14 protein-coding genes are annotated in these 15,060 nt (G+C 44.5%); 11 read left to right on the top strand and 3 right to left on the bottom strand.

The window, feature by feature from the left end; all coding sequences use genetic code 11:
• Positions 1–398 precede the first annotated feature (398 nt).
• From MKY82_RS15790 to MKY82_RS15760, 7 genes are all read left to right on the top strand, one after another.
• Positions 399–647: a type B 50S ribosomal protein L31 gene (locus tag MKY82_RS15790; protein WP_113060141.1), complete on the top strand. Its 249-nt coding sequence runs from the start codon at positions 399–401 to the stop codon at positions 645–647.
• A 308-nt stretch (positions 648–955) separates the two neighbouring features.
• Positions 956–2,260: an MATE family efflux transporter gene (locus MKY82_RS15785; RefSeq protein WP_339296551.1), complete on the top strand. Its 1,305-nt coding sequence runs from the start codon at positions 956–958 to the stop codon at positions 2,258–2,260.
• 33 nt (positions 2,261–2,293) lie between these two features.
• Positions 2,294–3,877, top strand: a complete 1,584-nt coding sequence (gene nikA, locus MKY82_RS15780; protein ID WP_339224043.1) for a nickel ABC transporter substrate-binding protein — start codon at positions 2,294–2,296, stop codon at positions 3,875–3,877.
• Positions 3,878–3,895: 18 nt separating this feature from the next.
• Entirely contained in the window at positions 3,896–4,828 is a 933-nt protein-coding gene (opp1B, locus tag MKY82_RS15775; protein ID WP_220685296.1) for a nickel/cobalt ABC transporter permease, read from the top strand.
• Positions 4,825–5,727, top strand: a complete 903-nt coding sequence (gene opp1C / locus MKY82_RS15770; protein WP_339296550.1) for a nickel/cobalt ABC transporter permease — start codon at positions 4,825–4,827, stop codon at positions 5,725–5,727. Before opp1B ends, opp1C begins: the two co-directional genes overlap by 4 nt.
• A complete protein-coding gene (locus MKY82_RS15765) occupies positions 5,708–6,529 on the top strand; it encodes an ABC transporter ATP-binding protein (protein ID WP_339296549.1) in 822 nt (273 codons plus the stop codon). The genes opp1C and MKY82_RS15765 overlap by 20 nt, the downstream gene beginning before the upstream one ends.
• Positions 6,526–7,326 (top strand): dipeptide/oligopeptide/nickel ABC transporter ATP-binding protein, encoded by an 801-nt coding sequence (locus MKY82_RS15760; protein ID WP_339296548.1) that lies wholly within the window; start codon positions 6,526–6,528, stop codon positions 7,324–7,326. Before MKY82_RS15765 ends, MKY82_RS15760 begins: the two co-directional genes overlap by 4 nt.
• 539 nt (positions 7,327–7,865) lie before the next feature.
• On the opposite strand, the gene MKY82_RS15755 is transcribed toward MKY82_RS15760, so the two are convergent.
• A complete protein-coding gene (locus MKY82_RS15755) occupies positions 7,866–8,825 on the bottom strand; it encodes a carotenoid biosynthesis protein (protein WP_194542634.1) in 960 nt (319 codons plus the stop codon).
• Between the two features lie 152 nt (positions 8,826–8,977).
• Here MKY82_RS15755 and MKY82_RS15750 point away from each other — a divergent pair, with 152 nt between their 5' ends.
• Complete coding sequence (locus tag MKY82_RS15750; protein WP_339296547.1) at positions 8,978–9,547, top strand: TetR/AcrR family transcriptional regulator; 570 nt, start codon at positions 8,978–8,980, stop codon at positions 9,545–9,547.
• A gap of 600 nt (positions 9,548–10,147) precedes the next feature.
• Here the strand turns inward: MKY82_RS15750 and MKY82_RS15745 are convergent.
• Complete coding sequence (locus tag MKY82_RS15745) at positions 10,148–11,467, bottom strand: hypothetical protein (RefSeq protein ID WP_339296546.1); 1,320 nt, start codon at positions 11,465–11,467, stop codon at positions 10,148–10,150.
• A 602-nt stretch (positions 11,468–12,069) separates the two neighbouring features.
• Complete coding sequence (locus MKY82_RS15740) at positions 12,070–13,335, bottom strand: IS110 family transposase (protein ID WP_063477462.1); 1,266 nt, start codon at positions 13,333–13,335, stop codon at positions 12,070–12,072.
• A gap of 670 nt (positions 13,336–14,005) precedes the next feature.
• On the opposite strand from MKY82_RS15740, the gene MKY82_RS15735 reads away from it, so the two are divergent.
• The 3 genes from MKY82_RS15735 to MKY82_RS15725 all read left to right on the top strand — a co-directional run bounded on the left by MKY82_RS15735 (position 14,006) and on the right by MKY82_RS15725 (position 14,963).
• Entirely contained in the window at positions 14,006–14,392 is a 387-nt protein-coding gene (locus tag MKY82_RS15735) for a hypothetical protein (protein ID WP_339296545.1), read from the top strand.
• A 134-nt stretch (positions 14,393–14,526) separates the two neighbouring features.
• Complete coding sequence (locus tag MKY82_RS15730; RefSeq protein ID WP_339296544.1) at positions 14,527–14,661, top strand: hypothetical protein; 135 nt, start codon at positions 14,527–14,529, stop codon at positions 14,659–14,661.
• Positions 14,658–14,963, top strand: coding sequence for a hypothetical protein (locus MKY82_RS15725; RefSeq protein WP_339296543.1), 306 nt, complete (start codon positions 14,658–14,660; stop codon positions 14,961–14,963). Before MKY82_RS15730 ends, MKY82_RS15725 begins: the two co-directional genes overlap by 4 nt.
• Positions 14,964–15,060 lie beyond the last annotated feature (97 nt).

Below are 15,060 nucleotides of genomic sequence, written 5' to 3'. Positions count from 1 at the left end.
ACAGTTCCTCCTATTTATAGACAGCTGCTGGAGAAGTGTGAATAATGTACCGATTTTCATATATGTATTTCACCTAATACGTAATAATTATCATTAAATCATGAATGGCAGTCAATTGACAACATCTTTCGTTCCATTTGGGTTTCTCTCGATTTATAGTGTAATAAATAATTTTTGTGGTAAGCGCCGTTTTATGTTGTGTGAAATGGATGCAAGTTTTTGATACGGCATATCGTAATTTGCGCTAGTTAAGTGAGATGGGGGTATTGGAACACCATCGAGCCTGAAAGTTGACAGATATAAATGAATACTTTATTATTCATTTATGATGTATTTCGTAATTTTTACGAATAAGCAATAACAAAGAGTCAAATGACTCGGAAAGAAGAGGACATCAGATGCAAAAAGGGATACATCCCAACTTTCAGAAAGTCATATTTCTGGACGCGAGCGTAGGCTATACATTTCTTAGCGCCTCCACAAAGACTTCTTCAGAAACTATGGAATGGGAAGACGGTCATACCTATCCTGTGATCCGCGTAGATTCGAGCTCCGCGTCGCACCCTTTCTTCACAGGCAAACAGAAAAATACTGAGATCGGCGGTCGCGTCGATAAGTTCAAGAAACGATTAGGTTATAAAAAGTAGTCGTAAAGGGCTGCCTATATGTGACAGCGTGAAGTGAATTATCACGCTGTCTTTTTTTACTGAAAATGTACGAATAAAAGGGGATACACTGTTCATTTCCGCTCGTCACGGGAAAAAGGTAATACTATCGATCGGAGTGGGCCATTTTAGTTATTTTATTCCATTGACATTTCAAAGAAAGCTAAATTATAATCCTAATCGTAACAATTACGATAAATATGTATAGTTTCTGGTTGTACGGTTTGCGTAAAGGCTATAGATATTCATCAGTGTTTAATTTCGTAATAATTACATATAAAGGAGCTAAAATGACACACAGGCAGTACCTTAAGCTCTCCATTCCTCTCATTATAACCGGTCTGTCCGTCCCCTTGCTGGGAGCGGTTGATACAGCCGTTGCAGGTCGTTTGGGGGATCCGTCCTATATTGGTGGAGTAGCTGTGGGAACATTAATATTTAACAACCTGTATTGGCTATTCGGTTTTTTAAGAGTAAGCACCACCGGGTTTACGGCTCAAGCGGCTGGAGCCAAGCACGACAAGCAGCTTGCATATGCCTTCATCAGACCTCTGCTGATCGCGATTTTGTTAGGCGTGGTGTTCATCGCGGCACAAAAGCCCATTTTGCTGGCTGCCATGCACCTCGTTGGGGGCAGCGATGCAGTGCTCCAGCAAGCTGGAATCTATTTTGACATACGGATCTGGGGAGCTCCCTTCGCGCTTCTGAATTATACCATTACGGGTTGGCTGATTGGGGTGTCGAAGGTTAAATTGACCTTGGTTTCTCAATTGTTCGCAAATGTGCTAAATATGCTCCTTGGAATATGGTTAGCCTTGCAGTTGGACTGGGGAGTTGCGGGTATTGCAGTTGCCACCTTGGTGTCAGAAATAATCAGCGTAGCAATTGGTTTCGTGATCATTCGATACAGCAAGCAAATCGCACTAGTTCATCTCCAGATCAGAGAACTGTTTGATCTTTGCCATATTAAAAAAATGGTGATCGTGAATCGCGACCTTTTCCTACGTACGATTTGCTTATTGGTGATGACCAGCTTGTTTATGGTTCAAGCGGCTCGAATGGATGAAACCGTATTGGCAGCCAACGCCATATTGCTGCAGCTCCATTATTTGCTAGCCTATGTGTTCAGTGGCTTGGCTAATGCCTCCAGCATTGTTGCTGGACAGGCCGCAGGTGAAGGAAATATTAATGGTTATCGGAATGCGTTGAAATTATCAGCAGTCTGGGGAGCGCTCTTTGCCGTGTTAATGGGGCTTGTGCTCATCGTTGATCCGTTAGACTTTGTGTCATGGTTTACGGGCGACCTACAGGTACGGTTGGCCGTGCGGGAACATATGTTTTGGATCGCGCTATACAGTATAGCCGGTGTTTGGGGGTTGCAACTGGAAGGCATATTTTCAGGGGTAACACAGGCTTGGGCCATTCGCAACGGCATCTTTATATCGCTGCTCATCTACATTCCCGTTAACTGGATAGCAGGGTTGTCATGGGGTAGTCACGGCATATGGCTGTCTTTCGTTATCTTTCATTTGATGCGTACGGTTTGTACCTCCATGTACACCGGGAGAGTACAGCGGTCGATATACTCATCTTAATTACATCTACTACAATTATATTCAGGAGGATTCATGAAAAAGAAACTTTTACTTGCTATGTTTACGTTACTGATTGTATTAACAGGCTGCAGCCAGGCTACCAAGAGCAACCCTGCAGCAGTGGACAAGAACGAACTAGTCTTTGCAAGCACCAAAGATATTCGCGATATTAATCCGCATCTGACAGGTGGCGAACTCGCTGCACAAAATATGGTTTTTGAATCTCTGGTCATGAATACACCGGAGGGCGTTAAACCCAAGCTTGCTGAGAAATGGGAGATCTCGGAGGATGGTTTGACCTATACGTTCCATTTAAGAAAAAACATCAAATTCAGCGATGGTGAACCGTTCAATGCGGAGGCCGTCAAGAAAAATATTGATGTCGTCGTAGCCAACTATGAGAAGAATGCCTGGCTGAATCTGGTGCAGGTTATTGATTCAACTAAAGTTGTCGATGAATATACGTTTTCCTTGACACTAAAAACACCATATTATCCGACGTTGGAGGAGTTGGGGCTTACGCGTCCTTTCCGAATGATCTCCCCTAAATGTTTCATCGACGGAACAACAGCGAATGGCGTCAATGGTTATGCAGGCACGGGACCCTATATATTGGCCGAGCATAAAGACAATCAATACGCGTTGTTTAGTGTCAATGAGAACTATTGGGGAGATAAACCGAAGATTCAGCATGTTCGTTGGAAGGTCATGCCGGATCACCAGACGATTCTACTTGCTCTGCAGAACGGCGAGATTGATCTCATATTTGGCGCGGACGGCGACATGCTAGATGCTAATGCCTTCTCCTCCCTGCAAGACGAGGGCAAGTATGTAACGAAGATCAGTCCACCATCCGGTTCGCGCTCGATATTGCTGAACAGCAAGCGAGAAGCAACTTCTGACAAACTGGTTCGCGAGGCATTGCAATATGCCATTAACAAACAAACGATCGCGACCGGCATTCTCAACGACACGGAGCAAATTGCGGATGTCCTGATGTCTAAATCCACTCCGTACGCCAACATTGAGCTTAAGGTTCGTTCCTACGACACCCAGAAGGCCGAAGCTTTGCTGGATCAAGCAGGGTGGGCAAAATCAGACGATGGCTACCGTTATAAGGATGGGAAAAGGCTTAACCTGATGCTGTCCTATAATTCTGATAATGCGCAGGAGAAAACGATTGGGGAATCGATGCAAAATGATCTCAAAGCGATTGGCGTTGAGCTTGAACTGTTGGGTGAAGAAAAGCAAGCCTATTTCGACCGTCAAAAATCCGGTGATTTCGATTTGCAATACTCTTTATCCTGGGGCTTGCCTTATGATCCACAAACCTATGTGTCAACCTGGCGTGTGCCTTCGCATGGTGATTATCAGGCTCAGGCCGGTCTGGAAAAGAAGAAATGGCTGGACCAAACGATCAGTGATGTTCTCGTTGAGCAGGACGAAACTGCGCGGGCGGAGAAATATGAGCAAATATTCAGCTATGTGAATGAAGAGGCTGTGTATCTGCCGTTGACTTATTCAGTTGTCAAAGCGATTCATGCCGAACAGCTTAAGGGCGTTTCCTTCAATGTATCGCAATATGAAATCCCGTTTGAGCTCATGTATTTTGAGTAAGCAGAGAGTGAGTCCTTTATGAGACAGTATGTAATAAAACGCATAGCAGGTACCGTTCCGCTCCTGCTGCTGGTTACCTTCATGGCGTTCATTCTAATTAATTTAAGAACTAGTGATCCGGCAGAGATTGCTCTGCGTGTAAATCAGATTACCCCGACCGAGGAAGTGGTCCAGAGCATGCGCGAAGAGCTCGGACTTGACGATCCTTTTCTTATCCGATATAAAAACTGGATTATGGACAGCTTTCAAGGGAATTTGGGTACCAGCTACGTCAATAAAAAGCCTGTATTGGAAGAGATGCGTCAAGCGATTCCTCCAACGCTTGAATTAGCGGGGGCTACACTTATAATTATTGTCCTTTTCAGCGTTTCCATCGGGATAATCTGCAGCATCTTCGAGAATAGATGGCAGGATCGTTTTTTGCGGGGCTTCATCTTTTTGCTGTCAGCGATGCCAAGCTTCTGGATCGGCTTGCTGCTCATGTGGTCTTTTTCGGTTTATCTGGGGTGGCTTCCGACAAGCGGGAAGAATGGTCCTTCATCCATTATCTTGCCGGCCGTCACCTTGTCACTAACCTTTTTATCCACCTATGTCAGACTGATACGCAATAATATGATTCAAAATACGCAAGAAAATTTCATTCTTTATGCCAAGCTGCGCGGACTCAAACAGAGCACTGTAATGTGGAAAGTGTTTTCCAATTCGATCCAATCGGCTCTTACCGCGTTCGGCATGTCTATTCCGCGTCTGATTGCTGGGACTGTTGTTGTTGAAAATATATTTGCCTGGCCCGGCATAGGTCGTTTATGCGTCAAGGCTATTTTCAACTCGGATTATCCTGTGATCCAGGCTTATATTCTGATGATGGCCGTCTTATTTATCGTTTGCAATTTATTGGTAGATATTGTGGTCGTGATGATAGATCCACGTTTGCGGAGGGAAGCCAAATGAGTTTTTTCAAGCGTCTTCAACAGGATAAGCTGGGTATCACTTGCTTGATATTTTTGGGCGTGGTCTCCCTTGCAGGGATCTTTGCCCCTCTAATTGCTCCGCATGATCCGACCTTACTTCAGGTGGATATGAAGCTTGCCATGCCAAGCGCAGAGTACCCGCTCGGGACTGATCATCTGGGAAGATGCTTATATTCACGGATTTTATTCGGCATACGCACCACGTTCTTTTATGCTCTACTGGCTATGAGTGTGACGATTTTTTCCGGGGTCGCATTTGGAATTCTAGCCGGCTATTCGAACGGAAGAGTCCGGGAAGTCATTTTGCGTTTCTGCGACGCTATGCTGTCCTTCCCGTCAGAGGTGATGATTCTGGCTATTATCGGCATATTGGGACCCGGGATTATGAATATCGTGATTGCGAATATTTTGTCCAAGTGGGCCTGGTATACACGGATGATCTATAGCAGCGTTCAGCAGTATCGATCAAAAAACTATGTAAAGTTCGCTCAAGTCCATCAGGCTTCTCCAATCTATATTATGAGAAAGCATATTGTTCCCGGGATCTCCGGTGAAGTAACCACACATTCGACCCTAGAGATGGGCTGGGTGATTCTAAGTATTTCGTCTCTTTCCTTTCTTGGATTGGGCGTGCAACCTCCTGCTCCTGAATGGGGAATGATGCTGAATGAAGCGAAGAATGTGTTGTTCACCCATCCCTGGCAGATGATCCCTGCCGGTATTACCATTCTGCTTGTCATCGTCGCGCTAAATTTTCTCGGTGACAGTCTGCAGCAGGCCATGAACTCGAAATCCTACATGGCAAGCCCGAAGCAACAACGCAAGCTATTCCGCTTGGGTGAAGGGAGGAAGATGGTAAGTGACCATACTGACCGTTAAGCATCTTAATATTGTTGATCTCAAGACCCAAAGAAGAATTGTAAAAGATGCTTCCTTCTCGGTGCAAAAAAATTCTTGCCTTGGTATTGTGGGGGAGAGCGGCAGTGGAAAGACGATGACTGTTCGGGAAATTTTAGGTGTAAATCCCCGCTGGATCCAATCTGAAGGAGAGATTATTTTCGAGGGCCGCAACATTTTGAAGGACAACGAAAAACAACGGAGGTCCATTCGGGGTCAAAAAATCAATATGATTCTTCAGGATGCAATGACGGCTTTCAATCCTATTGAGAAAATGGGCTTCCAGATGAAACAAACTTTTATGCAGGTATTGGGGGTATCCAGAAGAGAAGCTGAGCGATTGAGTTTGGAAAGCTTGAAAAAATTGAATTTCCCGGATTCGCTTGCCGTTTATAAGAGTTATCCTCATGAGCTGTCCGGTGGGATGCTTCAACGCTGTATGATTGCGATTGCTCTTGTGCTGAAGCCGGACATTATTATTGCGGATGAGCCTACAACAGCTCTAGACTCCATTAATCAATTGGAAGTCGTCAATCAATTTCAGTCCTTAAAGGAAATGACGGGTACCACACTGATCCTCATCTCCCACGACCTGGGAGTTGTGCAGCGGTTGGCCGACAGCGTTATCGTCATGAAAGAAGGAGAAGTGTTGGAACAGGGCTCGGTCACTGATGTTTTTAATGAGCCTAAACACGCCTACACCCAATATTTAGTTAGCACGCGCCTGCAGCTTTCAGATAGCTTTATGAACACATTGTATAGCGGGGGGGATCCAAGAGTATGATTACGGTGGAGAATCTCCAGAAAAGCTATAAGGCTGACCGTGGGCTGCGAAAACACACCCAAAAGCATGTACTGACCGATGTCAGCTTCAATCTCAACGATGGAGATTGTCTGGGCATTGTAGGGGAGAGCGGCAGCGGCAAAAGCACGTTATCCCGGATTCTACTTGGATTAGAAACCAGTGACGGCGGGACCATTCGGATAGATGGTGTCCCTCATAAAAAGTGGATTAAGCAAAACAAAGGAAAATTCAGTGTCGTGTTCCAGGATTATCGTACCTCTGTCAACCCGAACTGGACCCTGCGGCAAATTATTGAGGAACCGCTCTATATGCTACGGAGCGGCAAAAACGTTCATGCCGACCATGAAGCGATCATTGCAGAGCTGATGGAGCGGGTAGAGCTGCCCCTTGACTATCTAAAGAAGTATCCGCATGAGCTAAGCGGTGGACAGTTGCAACGCGTATGCATAGCGCGTGCCTTGACCACACGGCCGCGCTATCTTGTTTTGGATGAAGCCATTAGCTCGCTCGACGTTTCTGTGCAATCTCAAATTTTATCTCTCTTAAAGGAGCTCCAGAGGGAGTTTCAATTAACATATTTATTCATAGCGCATGATCTGCAAGCCGTAGCCTATTTATGTAATCGCTTAGCCTTTCTGAGGGATGGGGTCATTATTGAGGAGCTTGATTGCAACCATTTTATGTGTGCGCAGAGCGAATATGTAAAGTTACTGGTGAGCTCGATCCTTCCCTTTCAATCGAGGTTCAACCGGACGAGTGGTCACAATGTTACTTAATGAAAAGCTCCATTTTCCCTAAATCGGGGCTGGGATTGACCTTAAACGTGTAAAGAAATATGTAGGGGAGATGAAATTGTATTTATCATGAGGGGGAATTTGTGTCAATGGACATGAAGTGTCAGACGAACCTTCATCATCGTTTAATATGCTCACTATGGAAAGGCAACTCGCCAAGAATCAATTAAAAGTTCTATACAGCTCCTAGATAACTAGAGAGCAAACTTTTTGGCCCTTCGACTCCCACTAGGAAGTTTGAAGGGCTAAATTTAATGTATGAAAATATTAAAACAGACTTCTAAGTAATTCGATGAAGTAACGGGGATCACATCACAATTCGCTCATAAGAAAATGTCGGGGGACAAGAACAGACCGATTAGATAAGCATCTAAATATGTTTCCAAATAATTTAGCAAACGGGACCGTTACCTTATGGAGGGCGGTCTATTTTTTCAATGTAAGCAAGAAGCGCCAAAATAAAAATGCCTAACAAGAATATTAATGAAAGTGCGTCTTTGCCTCCATGCTTAGGCTTATGGTTATTTCGTGATTGGTCTTGCTTTTTTACCCATAATATTAATTCCGATCCAGGCTAACATTAATAAGATCTGAGCCAGAACGACCAGCCACAATACTTCTGTGTAACCTCCTATAAGGCAAAATATAGTATTCACCAGGGGGAACCCCAAGAAAGTAAACATGATAGGAAAATCTTTTTTGGGAGTGATTGAATAAATAGCCTTCCGGTCCCAGAACTTTATAAAAGCTAATGCTAAAACTCCTGCTGTAATTACAGAAAGTGCAATCAACATCACCCATTGCATATTAGAGGTTCTGGCGAAGAACGGCCCCATATAATTAAAGAAGTTAGATAAAGGTGAGAACATGCAAGCCAATGACGCAATTGCCGCCAGAAACGGATAGATATAACCAATTGATTGACTGTAGCCTTTCTTTTTGTGCCACCATTCACCAATTAGTATAAAGACTGTCCAATATCCCGCTATATAAATCCATCCTGTAAAATTCATCACGGGTTCCCCATAGATTTGAGGTTCACCGGCTAGCGGATAATAAGTCCATCTTGCCATGAGTCCATCCGTAGTCTGAAATATCTGTTTAACGGCCACCGGGTCCAATGAAAAGTCAAACACCATAGCGCTTAATCCCGTAATAAAGGGTTTAGTCCAGGACGGTATAGTTACAGATTTTAGAACACGCAAAGTGGAATAAATGATCAGAAACTCAATAATAGGGACAGTAATCGGTATATTAAATAACATTAAAATACTCCGCCCATAGGCGTAAAAACCTTCCCCAAGCGATGAAGCAGTAATTTCAAAAACAGCTGCGTAAAAAAACACAAAACCTATAAATTGCAGTAGAACCGTTTTGGGATGTGTTTCCTTATCAAGGATATAGAAAACCATTAGAACAGCAGCAATTAAGACTATAATATCTTGAATTATCCATACAGGCACCACAGTTATATCACCCACATTTTACCTCCATTTAAGTTGAAATTGAATTGAACGTTCAAATAAATTATAATTTCACTGTGTTACTTAAACAACAGACTGTTCGATTGAGATATGTTAGTTATCATACAAACCACAGTAGATTTGTTCGCTATATCTAATTGGAGGATATTATGGCAGACAAAAAAACAGATCACAGAGTGAGATATACAAAGATGGTTGTAAAAGAAAGCCTGCTGAAGCTTTTGACAGAACGGTCTATCAATAAAGTGACAGTGACCGACATTTGCAGAGAAGCAGGGATTAATCGCAACACCTTTTATACACACTATGCGAATCAGTTTGAGCTTCTTTCAACGATTGGAAATGATCTTTACGAAGACATTAAGCAAGTTGGGATGAGTTCTTCAAACCCTCAAAAGCTATCTTATGAGTTATGTAAGTATATAAAAGCGAATCAAACGATATGTGAGGTTCTGTTCTCAGAGCATGGCGATAAAGAATTACTGGAACGAATCCTTTATATCAGTCACGATTTAACTATTGAGCGATGGAAGCAGGAATTAAAAGATTTTGATCCACAATTATTTGAGTCCTGGTATACGTTCACCGCTCATGGCAGTATAGCTATTATTAAAAAGTGGGTGAGTAGTGGTCTGAAGGAAAGCCCCAATAAAATTGCAGCTTTTATTGATAAAGCTACGGAATCCGTATCTAAAGCTTTTTATTCTGAAGAATTGTAGTAAGTGAAAACTGCATCCCGTATTTTACCTCGTCGGTCAGGTTCGATATAACTCGATTGCTGGCCATCACAGAAGATCCGGTAATATTATCTTCTATTGCTTTTCCGAGGTTTAGAATTAGTAATGGCGATTAGTTCCTGCTCTCGCTTTTTCAAAACAGTTGGATATGATTTAATATTTGCTGGATTGTCTATTATCAATAAATCTGTTTGCTATATGTTCCAGCAGATACAACCATTTTTTAAGAAGTTGGGCATAACAGTTAAGCCGAAAACTTGAGCTGTCGAGAAACAAGAACATGTAAAACTCCACGCTAACGAAACGTTAGGAGCAACCCTAGTTCCTAACTCAAGAAAAACTGAAGCCTTTTCAAACATGGTTGTAAAGCCACTCAACTAACGGGAAACGATAGTTAAATAAATATAGAAAAGCAGCTGGCCATGATCAGCTGCTTTTTGTTCAACTAACGGGCAGGTTAGTTTAATTTTAGTCACGGAGAAACGTAAAAAACTAAAAAGGAAGTGGTGACCCAACGTTGGCACGCAAAATCTAGGCAGCCCGCAGTGAGGATGTTCGTGGGGCTGCCTAAATTTGTTGTGGTTACAGGTTGTAATTAATGCCTTCGCCAGCACCTGTGCGGGCGTTTACGTATACGTGAGAAACGCCTTCGATCCCAGTGACGGGAAATGCGTATACGAGCTGGCTGTTGTGGATTTCCAGCTTTGGCTTGCCCGAGGGGGTTACTTTTGGGCCAAGCTTCGCGGAGGCTTGCTCCGCTGTCAGCCTCGGGTGAACGGGGAAGGTTTTATTGTAATGGGAATAATAATTAGACGCATCAAAGCTCTTCAACGTACCGGTACGGCGATCAAATCGCCATACGACTTTCATTTGCGGAATGGAAACTTGCTCCCGGACCGGAATATACGTGAGATAAATGGAGGTATCGTTTATCTCTTTCGCTACTAATGTCAGACGTTCGTCAGACCAGCGAGCCATCCAGGTGTCCGTAACCGCGACAACCTGCTTTAAGTCGATAGTTTGCTCTACATCTCCTTTCTCAGAGATCGAGCTCTTGCGTCTCACTTGGAGCACGTGTCCGCTTTTACTTAGTGTTGCAATATAGGAGTTGGTTGATTTTCCATCGGTGTCCGATAACTTGAAATCCAAGACTTCTCCGAATTGGGGGCTGCTCCCGCCTGAGATGTGGACAATTTGCTTACCTGCTCCTTTATTCCAAGCCTCGCCCATGAAAATTTTCGCTTTGGCCGCAAGCTCCGTAGCCGTATAAGTGGTTTCACCGGCGAAAACGGTTCCTGGCTTCGGAGGTATGTATGGATTCTGGTTGTACAGGAACTCGTTAAAGGCTTTATTTCCATAGGTGGAGACCGAGTCGAGTTGAGACAAAGCCTCTTCCATTTCAGTTGATATCTGTTTTATATCCGATATAGAGGAATCAACAGCTTTCTTTCTCATCTGATCGAGATAAGGTAGGGCGGTCCTCGCGAACGTTCTCAAACGCTGAATTTGTTCTAATTGATCCGGGTTAAGCGAGATTTCCTTCTCGCTGGCAGGATAGGCCAAGTAGCGGCTGCCCTCTGTGATAAACGACTCATATGACCAAGATTGAAAGTTCATTGTAACGGATCCGATCCTTACAGATTGCAAGATAAAATTGGCATTTTCAATCGCAGATTGAAGTGCTGCTTGCCGATCTGAAATCGTAGATGCCGCAAGGGACTCCGCAAGCGCATAGTCGAAATCACGCAGGTAGATCAATTGCATATGTGACCAGTATTGCGTATTGTGCTGTTGTTGCTGCTCCCATTGCCGATTATTCTGATGCTCCGTATAACTGAAATAGGTGCCCGCTAATGTCGTCACGCAAAGCAGACCAATGATAGATTTGGTGAGAACGCTCATGTCTATTAAAACTCCCGTCTTTGTCTTCATAATGCTTATCCACTTTAACAAAGATGAGAACACAGTTTAATGAGTAAATATTGCCAATGCAAATCGCTAGCCCATTAGGCAATCCTGCACAGATGAGACTTATGAAAAGTACATTTGAGGTGGGAAATAGTACCATCAGGACAGATTATTCACGTTAATTTTTGTTTTAATCTTTTACGACTAAGCGATCAGCTGTCTTGTTAAGCTCCCTCGAAGTGATTCAATTTCCTCACTCAAACTCATGAATTCGCAGGATTTCACCCTGAGCTAAACATGAAAGAAGAGAATCCAGGGGAGTCGGTGGCTGGGGACAGTAGAAAGGGCATGCGGGAACAAGGGTGTTGTGTCCAATACCCACTTTGTTCCATATCATGCACGTCTCCACTTTGCCCTAGTGATTCTCACTCCCATGTCTCAACGGGTCTTAGCCCTTTCATTCCTTCGTCACATCTAACTAAGGGGTGGAGGTCGGTCTTTCTAACGGAACGGGTCCGAGCCCTTTTGTTTAATATCTCCCGATACCTCGTGCTTCTTGTCATCCTGCGAATGCATGAGCTGGTGAGAAAAACTGCTTAAGCTGCTTGCGGAAACACTTTAGTCGAGTCGTAAGCTTCACTGCTTTTGGCCAGACCAACAAGCATACGGGCGACTTTACCGCACAATTTCATTATAGATTTCATTTTCTTGAGTTTTTTCACATCGACATTATGGTGGTGCAGGGCTCTAATATCCGGATTGGTCATGACCATGCACATCGTCATGAGATAGAGAAAACGTCGGAGACGAGGGCGGCCGCGTTTGCTAAGCGCCATTTTACCACGCCACTTTCCGGAACTGGCTTCAGTTAAATTGAGGCCGGCATGTCGTAATAAAGCATTTCCATGTACATAGCCGCTCAGATCTCCAGCTTCTCCTAGAATGCCAGCCAAGCTCGTTGCATTCAAACCCTGAATATCGAGCAGTTTCTGTGCATAGGGGATACGCCTCAAGATGAGATGAAGTTCATGCTCAATTTGTTCAAGTTGGCGCTGAGCCAAGTCATATTCCTCTAGTAGTTGACTCAGATGAAGCTTGTAGGCTTGGAGTGCCTGCGTGGCGCCAATGCTGCATTTTGCTAGTTCAATGAGCTGTTCCGCTCGTTTAACTCCAGCATGACGCTTTACATATTGTTTCCAACCGGTAAGAACCTCTTCTGTGGTTAATCTACTAATTTCCTCCGGTAAGGGAAAGAGTCTGAGCGTAGCAATAGAGCTGGTACAGGTAAGGGTTTTAAAGACCTGGCGCAGCTCAGGGAACACGATATCAACCCATCGATGAATTTGGTTAACAGCACTGTTGAGCCGTTTTGTAACCGTGTCTCGGTTAGCCATGAGAATTCGCAGTTCTTCGTAGGCTTCTGGATGAAAACGAACAGGGGAGTAGTACCCGTTTTTGACCATGTCTGCAATGACAAGAGCATCTTTGCGGTCACTTTTAGATGGCGAGTTGTCACGGTTCTCCTTATTCTTTTTAACGAGATGGGGATTAACGAGAACGGCTTCAATGCGCTGAGAAGAGAGCCAGCGCGCAAGATTCAGCCAGTAATGACCTGTAGGTTCCATGCCTATAATGACTTTGTTAAGCTTGTAGGTTTGGAGTAGATCCTGGATCCAGCGTCCAAATAGCTTGAAACCCTCAAGATGGTTACCGAATTCCAGCGGTGCACCTAAAGCAATCCCGCGAAAGCTGACGGCCCGGGCAACATGAGTATCTTGAGCAATGTCTACTCCGACGACCAGATGATGAGCGGTAATGTTTTCAATGAGTTGATTTTGCTTATCTTGTGCTTTAAACTTCATAGTAGAGCGACCTCCTGGATGGGCTTTTTGAGGCAATGACCTCGTGTGTAACCCCATCGTACCGAGGCGCTCGTTTTTGTTCAATCTCCAAAATATTCGTATTACAGGAATTCTAACGGGAAACGTTAGTTGAATAAAGATGAGAAGGCAGCTTGGTCAGATTGATCAGCTGCCGTGGAATATTTATATAGCATTCACGAATGGAGTGATAAGATGATCGGGAGGATCATGCGAGTTTTGGAACAAAATCTGCTTCTCGCTATCAGCATTTTTTACCCCTCGTCCGAGGGGAGCTCACTTAGAGGCCAATACAAGTGTCGAGGGACAAGAACATGGTCCCATAGAAAGTCGCTAAAATGATATTATCCCCTTTAAGTAGACAGTGTGTAAAAAGCGCATTAAAGTCTACTTTCATGGGCGAAATACGAAAGACATATGACATCGAATTCAAGCGCAAGGCTGTTGGTAAGTTCTGGAATAAATAATCAGGAATGCTGATTCTGCATGATGACAGGATCCTTGCTTAGATTAATTTACTTTTTGTCGAGGGACAAGAACATGTCCAATTGAAAGTCGCTAATTTAGCGGCTTTTTTGTTTTATCGTTAGAAGTTCTTACGGTGTAGACGAGTCTGTAGGAGTACTGCTTTTGGAACCTTTTATGCAGGGGCTTGATCGCAAGCTCCTCGGACTCGGTGCTGTCCATGCAGGTGGCGGAAAGACTAGCCGGTCCATCGGGATTGTTCAAGACAGCATTAAATGGCACGGACAGCATGGTAACCTTTACGGAATCCAAGGAGGCCGGCTGGCAATATGTGTCCGTCATGCCGATGGACAGTGTCATGGAACGAGTAGCACAACTGAAGAGAATGGCGCTGACGGTGTTTGTCGTATCGCTTGTCGCAAGGGAGCGACTGTTCAGGCAGACGCCCGTCATCCGCGCTGATTTTCTGTCAAGGCTGATTCGGGGGGTACATCGATCCAGATCATGGGGGATCAAGGAGGGCTGTCCTTTGCGACCATGGGCATCCGCTTCGCGTCCGAGAAGTTTGCCGTAATCATTGTTCAAGCCGTAGATATTACATGGGTGTCGCCGGAGACATCGGAGCAAGGTTGGACGCAAACTCAGTTTATTATCTCAAATATCGGCACGGATATCGCAAATTCGGGTCATTAGGGATTCGCCGTCGATATGGAACGCGACCGGGTAGCGATCCTGGTTAATTTCCATCCGGTTGAGGAGGCGGAGGCCGAGCTCTTCCTTCATGCGATTGCAGAGCGATTGCCCCGGGTACTGGAGGAACGATTCGATTCCATATTTCCGTGACGATTGCCGTCAGCGGCGTACACACAGGAAACGGAACGATCGGCAGCGCTTATCTGGAAGCCATGGCCGCCCTGGATTACCGCATGTTCAGCGGAAGAAATTCCATCATTCACTTCGGGCATGTGCGGGACATTAAGCATCATTATTACTATCCGACCGAGAGACGCAGCTTGTCAACCATGTCAGAGGCGGCGATATGGAAAATACTTTCAAGTTGCTTGGCTGCCAGTTTCTGTTCAAGCTCTAAATTGTCCAACCCAACTATGAAAGCTGCCAAGCATCGTACACTGTCTGATCGGTGAGTCGCTAAACGCTAGAATAGCCACCTTTGATCTTGGTCAGTCTGTTGGAGGATTAGCTTCAACCATTCGCCAGCAATGGCGGGGAGATGCATCATTA

This window comes from Paenibacillus sp. FSL W7-1279 (assembly GCF_037969845.1).
Classification (GTDB): domain Bacteria; phylum Bacillota; class Bacilli; order Paenibacillales; family Paenibacillaceae; genus Paenibacillus_AQ.
This window is presented reverse-complemented; position numbering and strand designations above follow the sequence as displayed.

Bases quoted from the DNA above. Each gene is read 5' to 3' on its own strand.
- MKY82_RS15790 (WP_113060141.1), top strand. From the start codon at position 399: ATGCAAAAAGGGATACATCCCAACTTTCAGAAAGTCATATTTCTGGAC.
- MKY82_RS15785 (WP_339296551.1), top strand. From the start codon at position 956: ATGACACACAGGCAGTACCTTAAGCTCTCCATTCCTCTCATTATAACC.
- nikA (WP_339224043.1), top strand. From the start codon at position 2,294: ATGAAAAAGAAACTTTTACTTGCTATGTTTACGTTACTGATTGTATTA.
- opp1B (WP_220685296.1), top strand. From the start codon at position 3,896: ATGAGACAGTATGTAATAAAACGCATAGCAGGTACCGTTCCGCTCCTG.
- opp1C (WP_339296550.1), top strand. From the start codon at position 4,825: ATGAGTTTTTTCAAGCGTCTTCAACAGGATAAGCTGGGTATCACTTGC.
- MKY82_RS15760 (WP_339296548.1), top strand. From the start codon at position 6,526: ATGATTACGGTGGAGAATCTCCAGAAAAGCTATAAGGCTGACCGTGGG.
- MKY82_RS15750 (WP_339296547.1), top strand. From the start codon at position 8,978: ATGGCAGACAAAAAAACAGATCACAGAGTGAGATATACAAAGATGGTT.
- MKY82_RS15745 (WP_339296546.1), bottom strand. From the start codon at position 11,467: ATGAGCGTTCTCACCAAATCTATCATTGGTCTGCTTTGCGTGACGACA.
- MKY82_RS15740 (WP_063477462.1), bottom strand. From the start codon at position 13,335: ATGAAGTTTAAAGCACAAGATAAGCAAAATCAACTCATTGAAAACATT.
- MKY82_RS15730 (WP_339296544.1), top strand. From the start codon at position 14,527: ATGGAACGCGACCGGGTAGCGATCCTGGTTAATTTCCATCCGGTTGAG.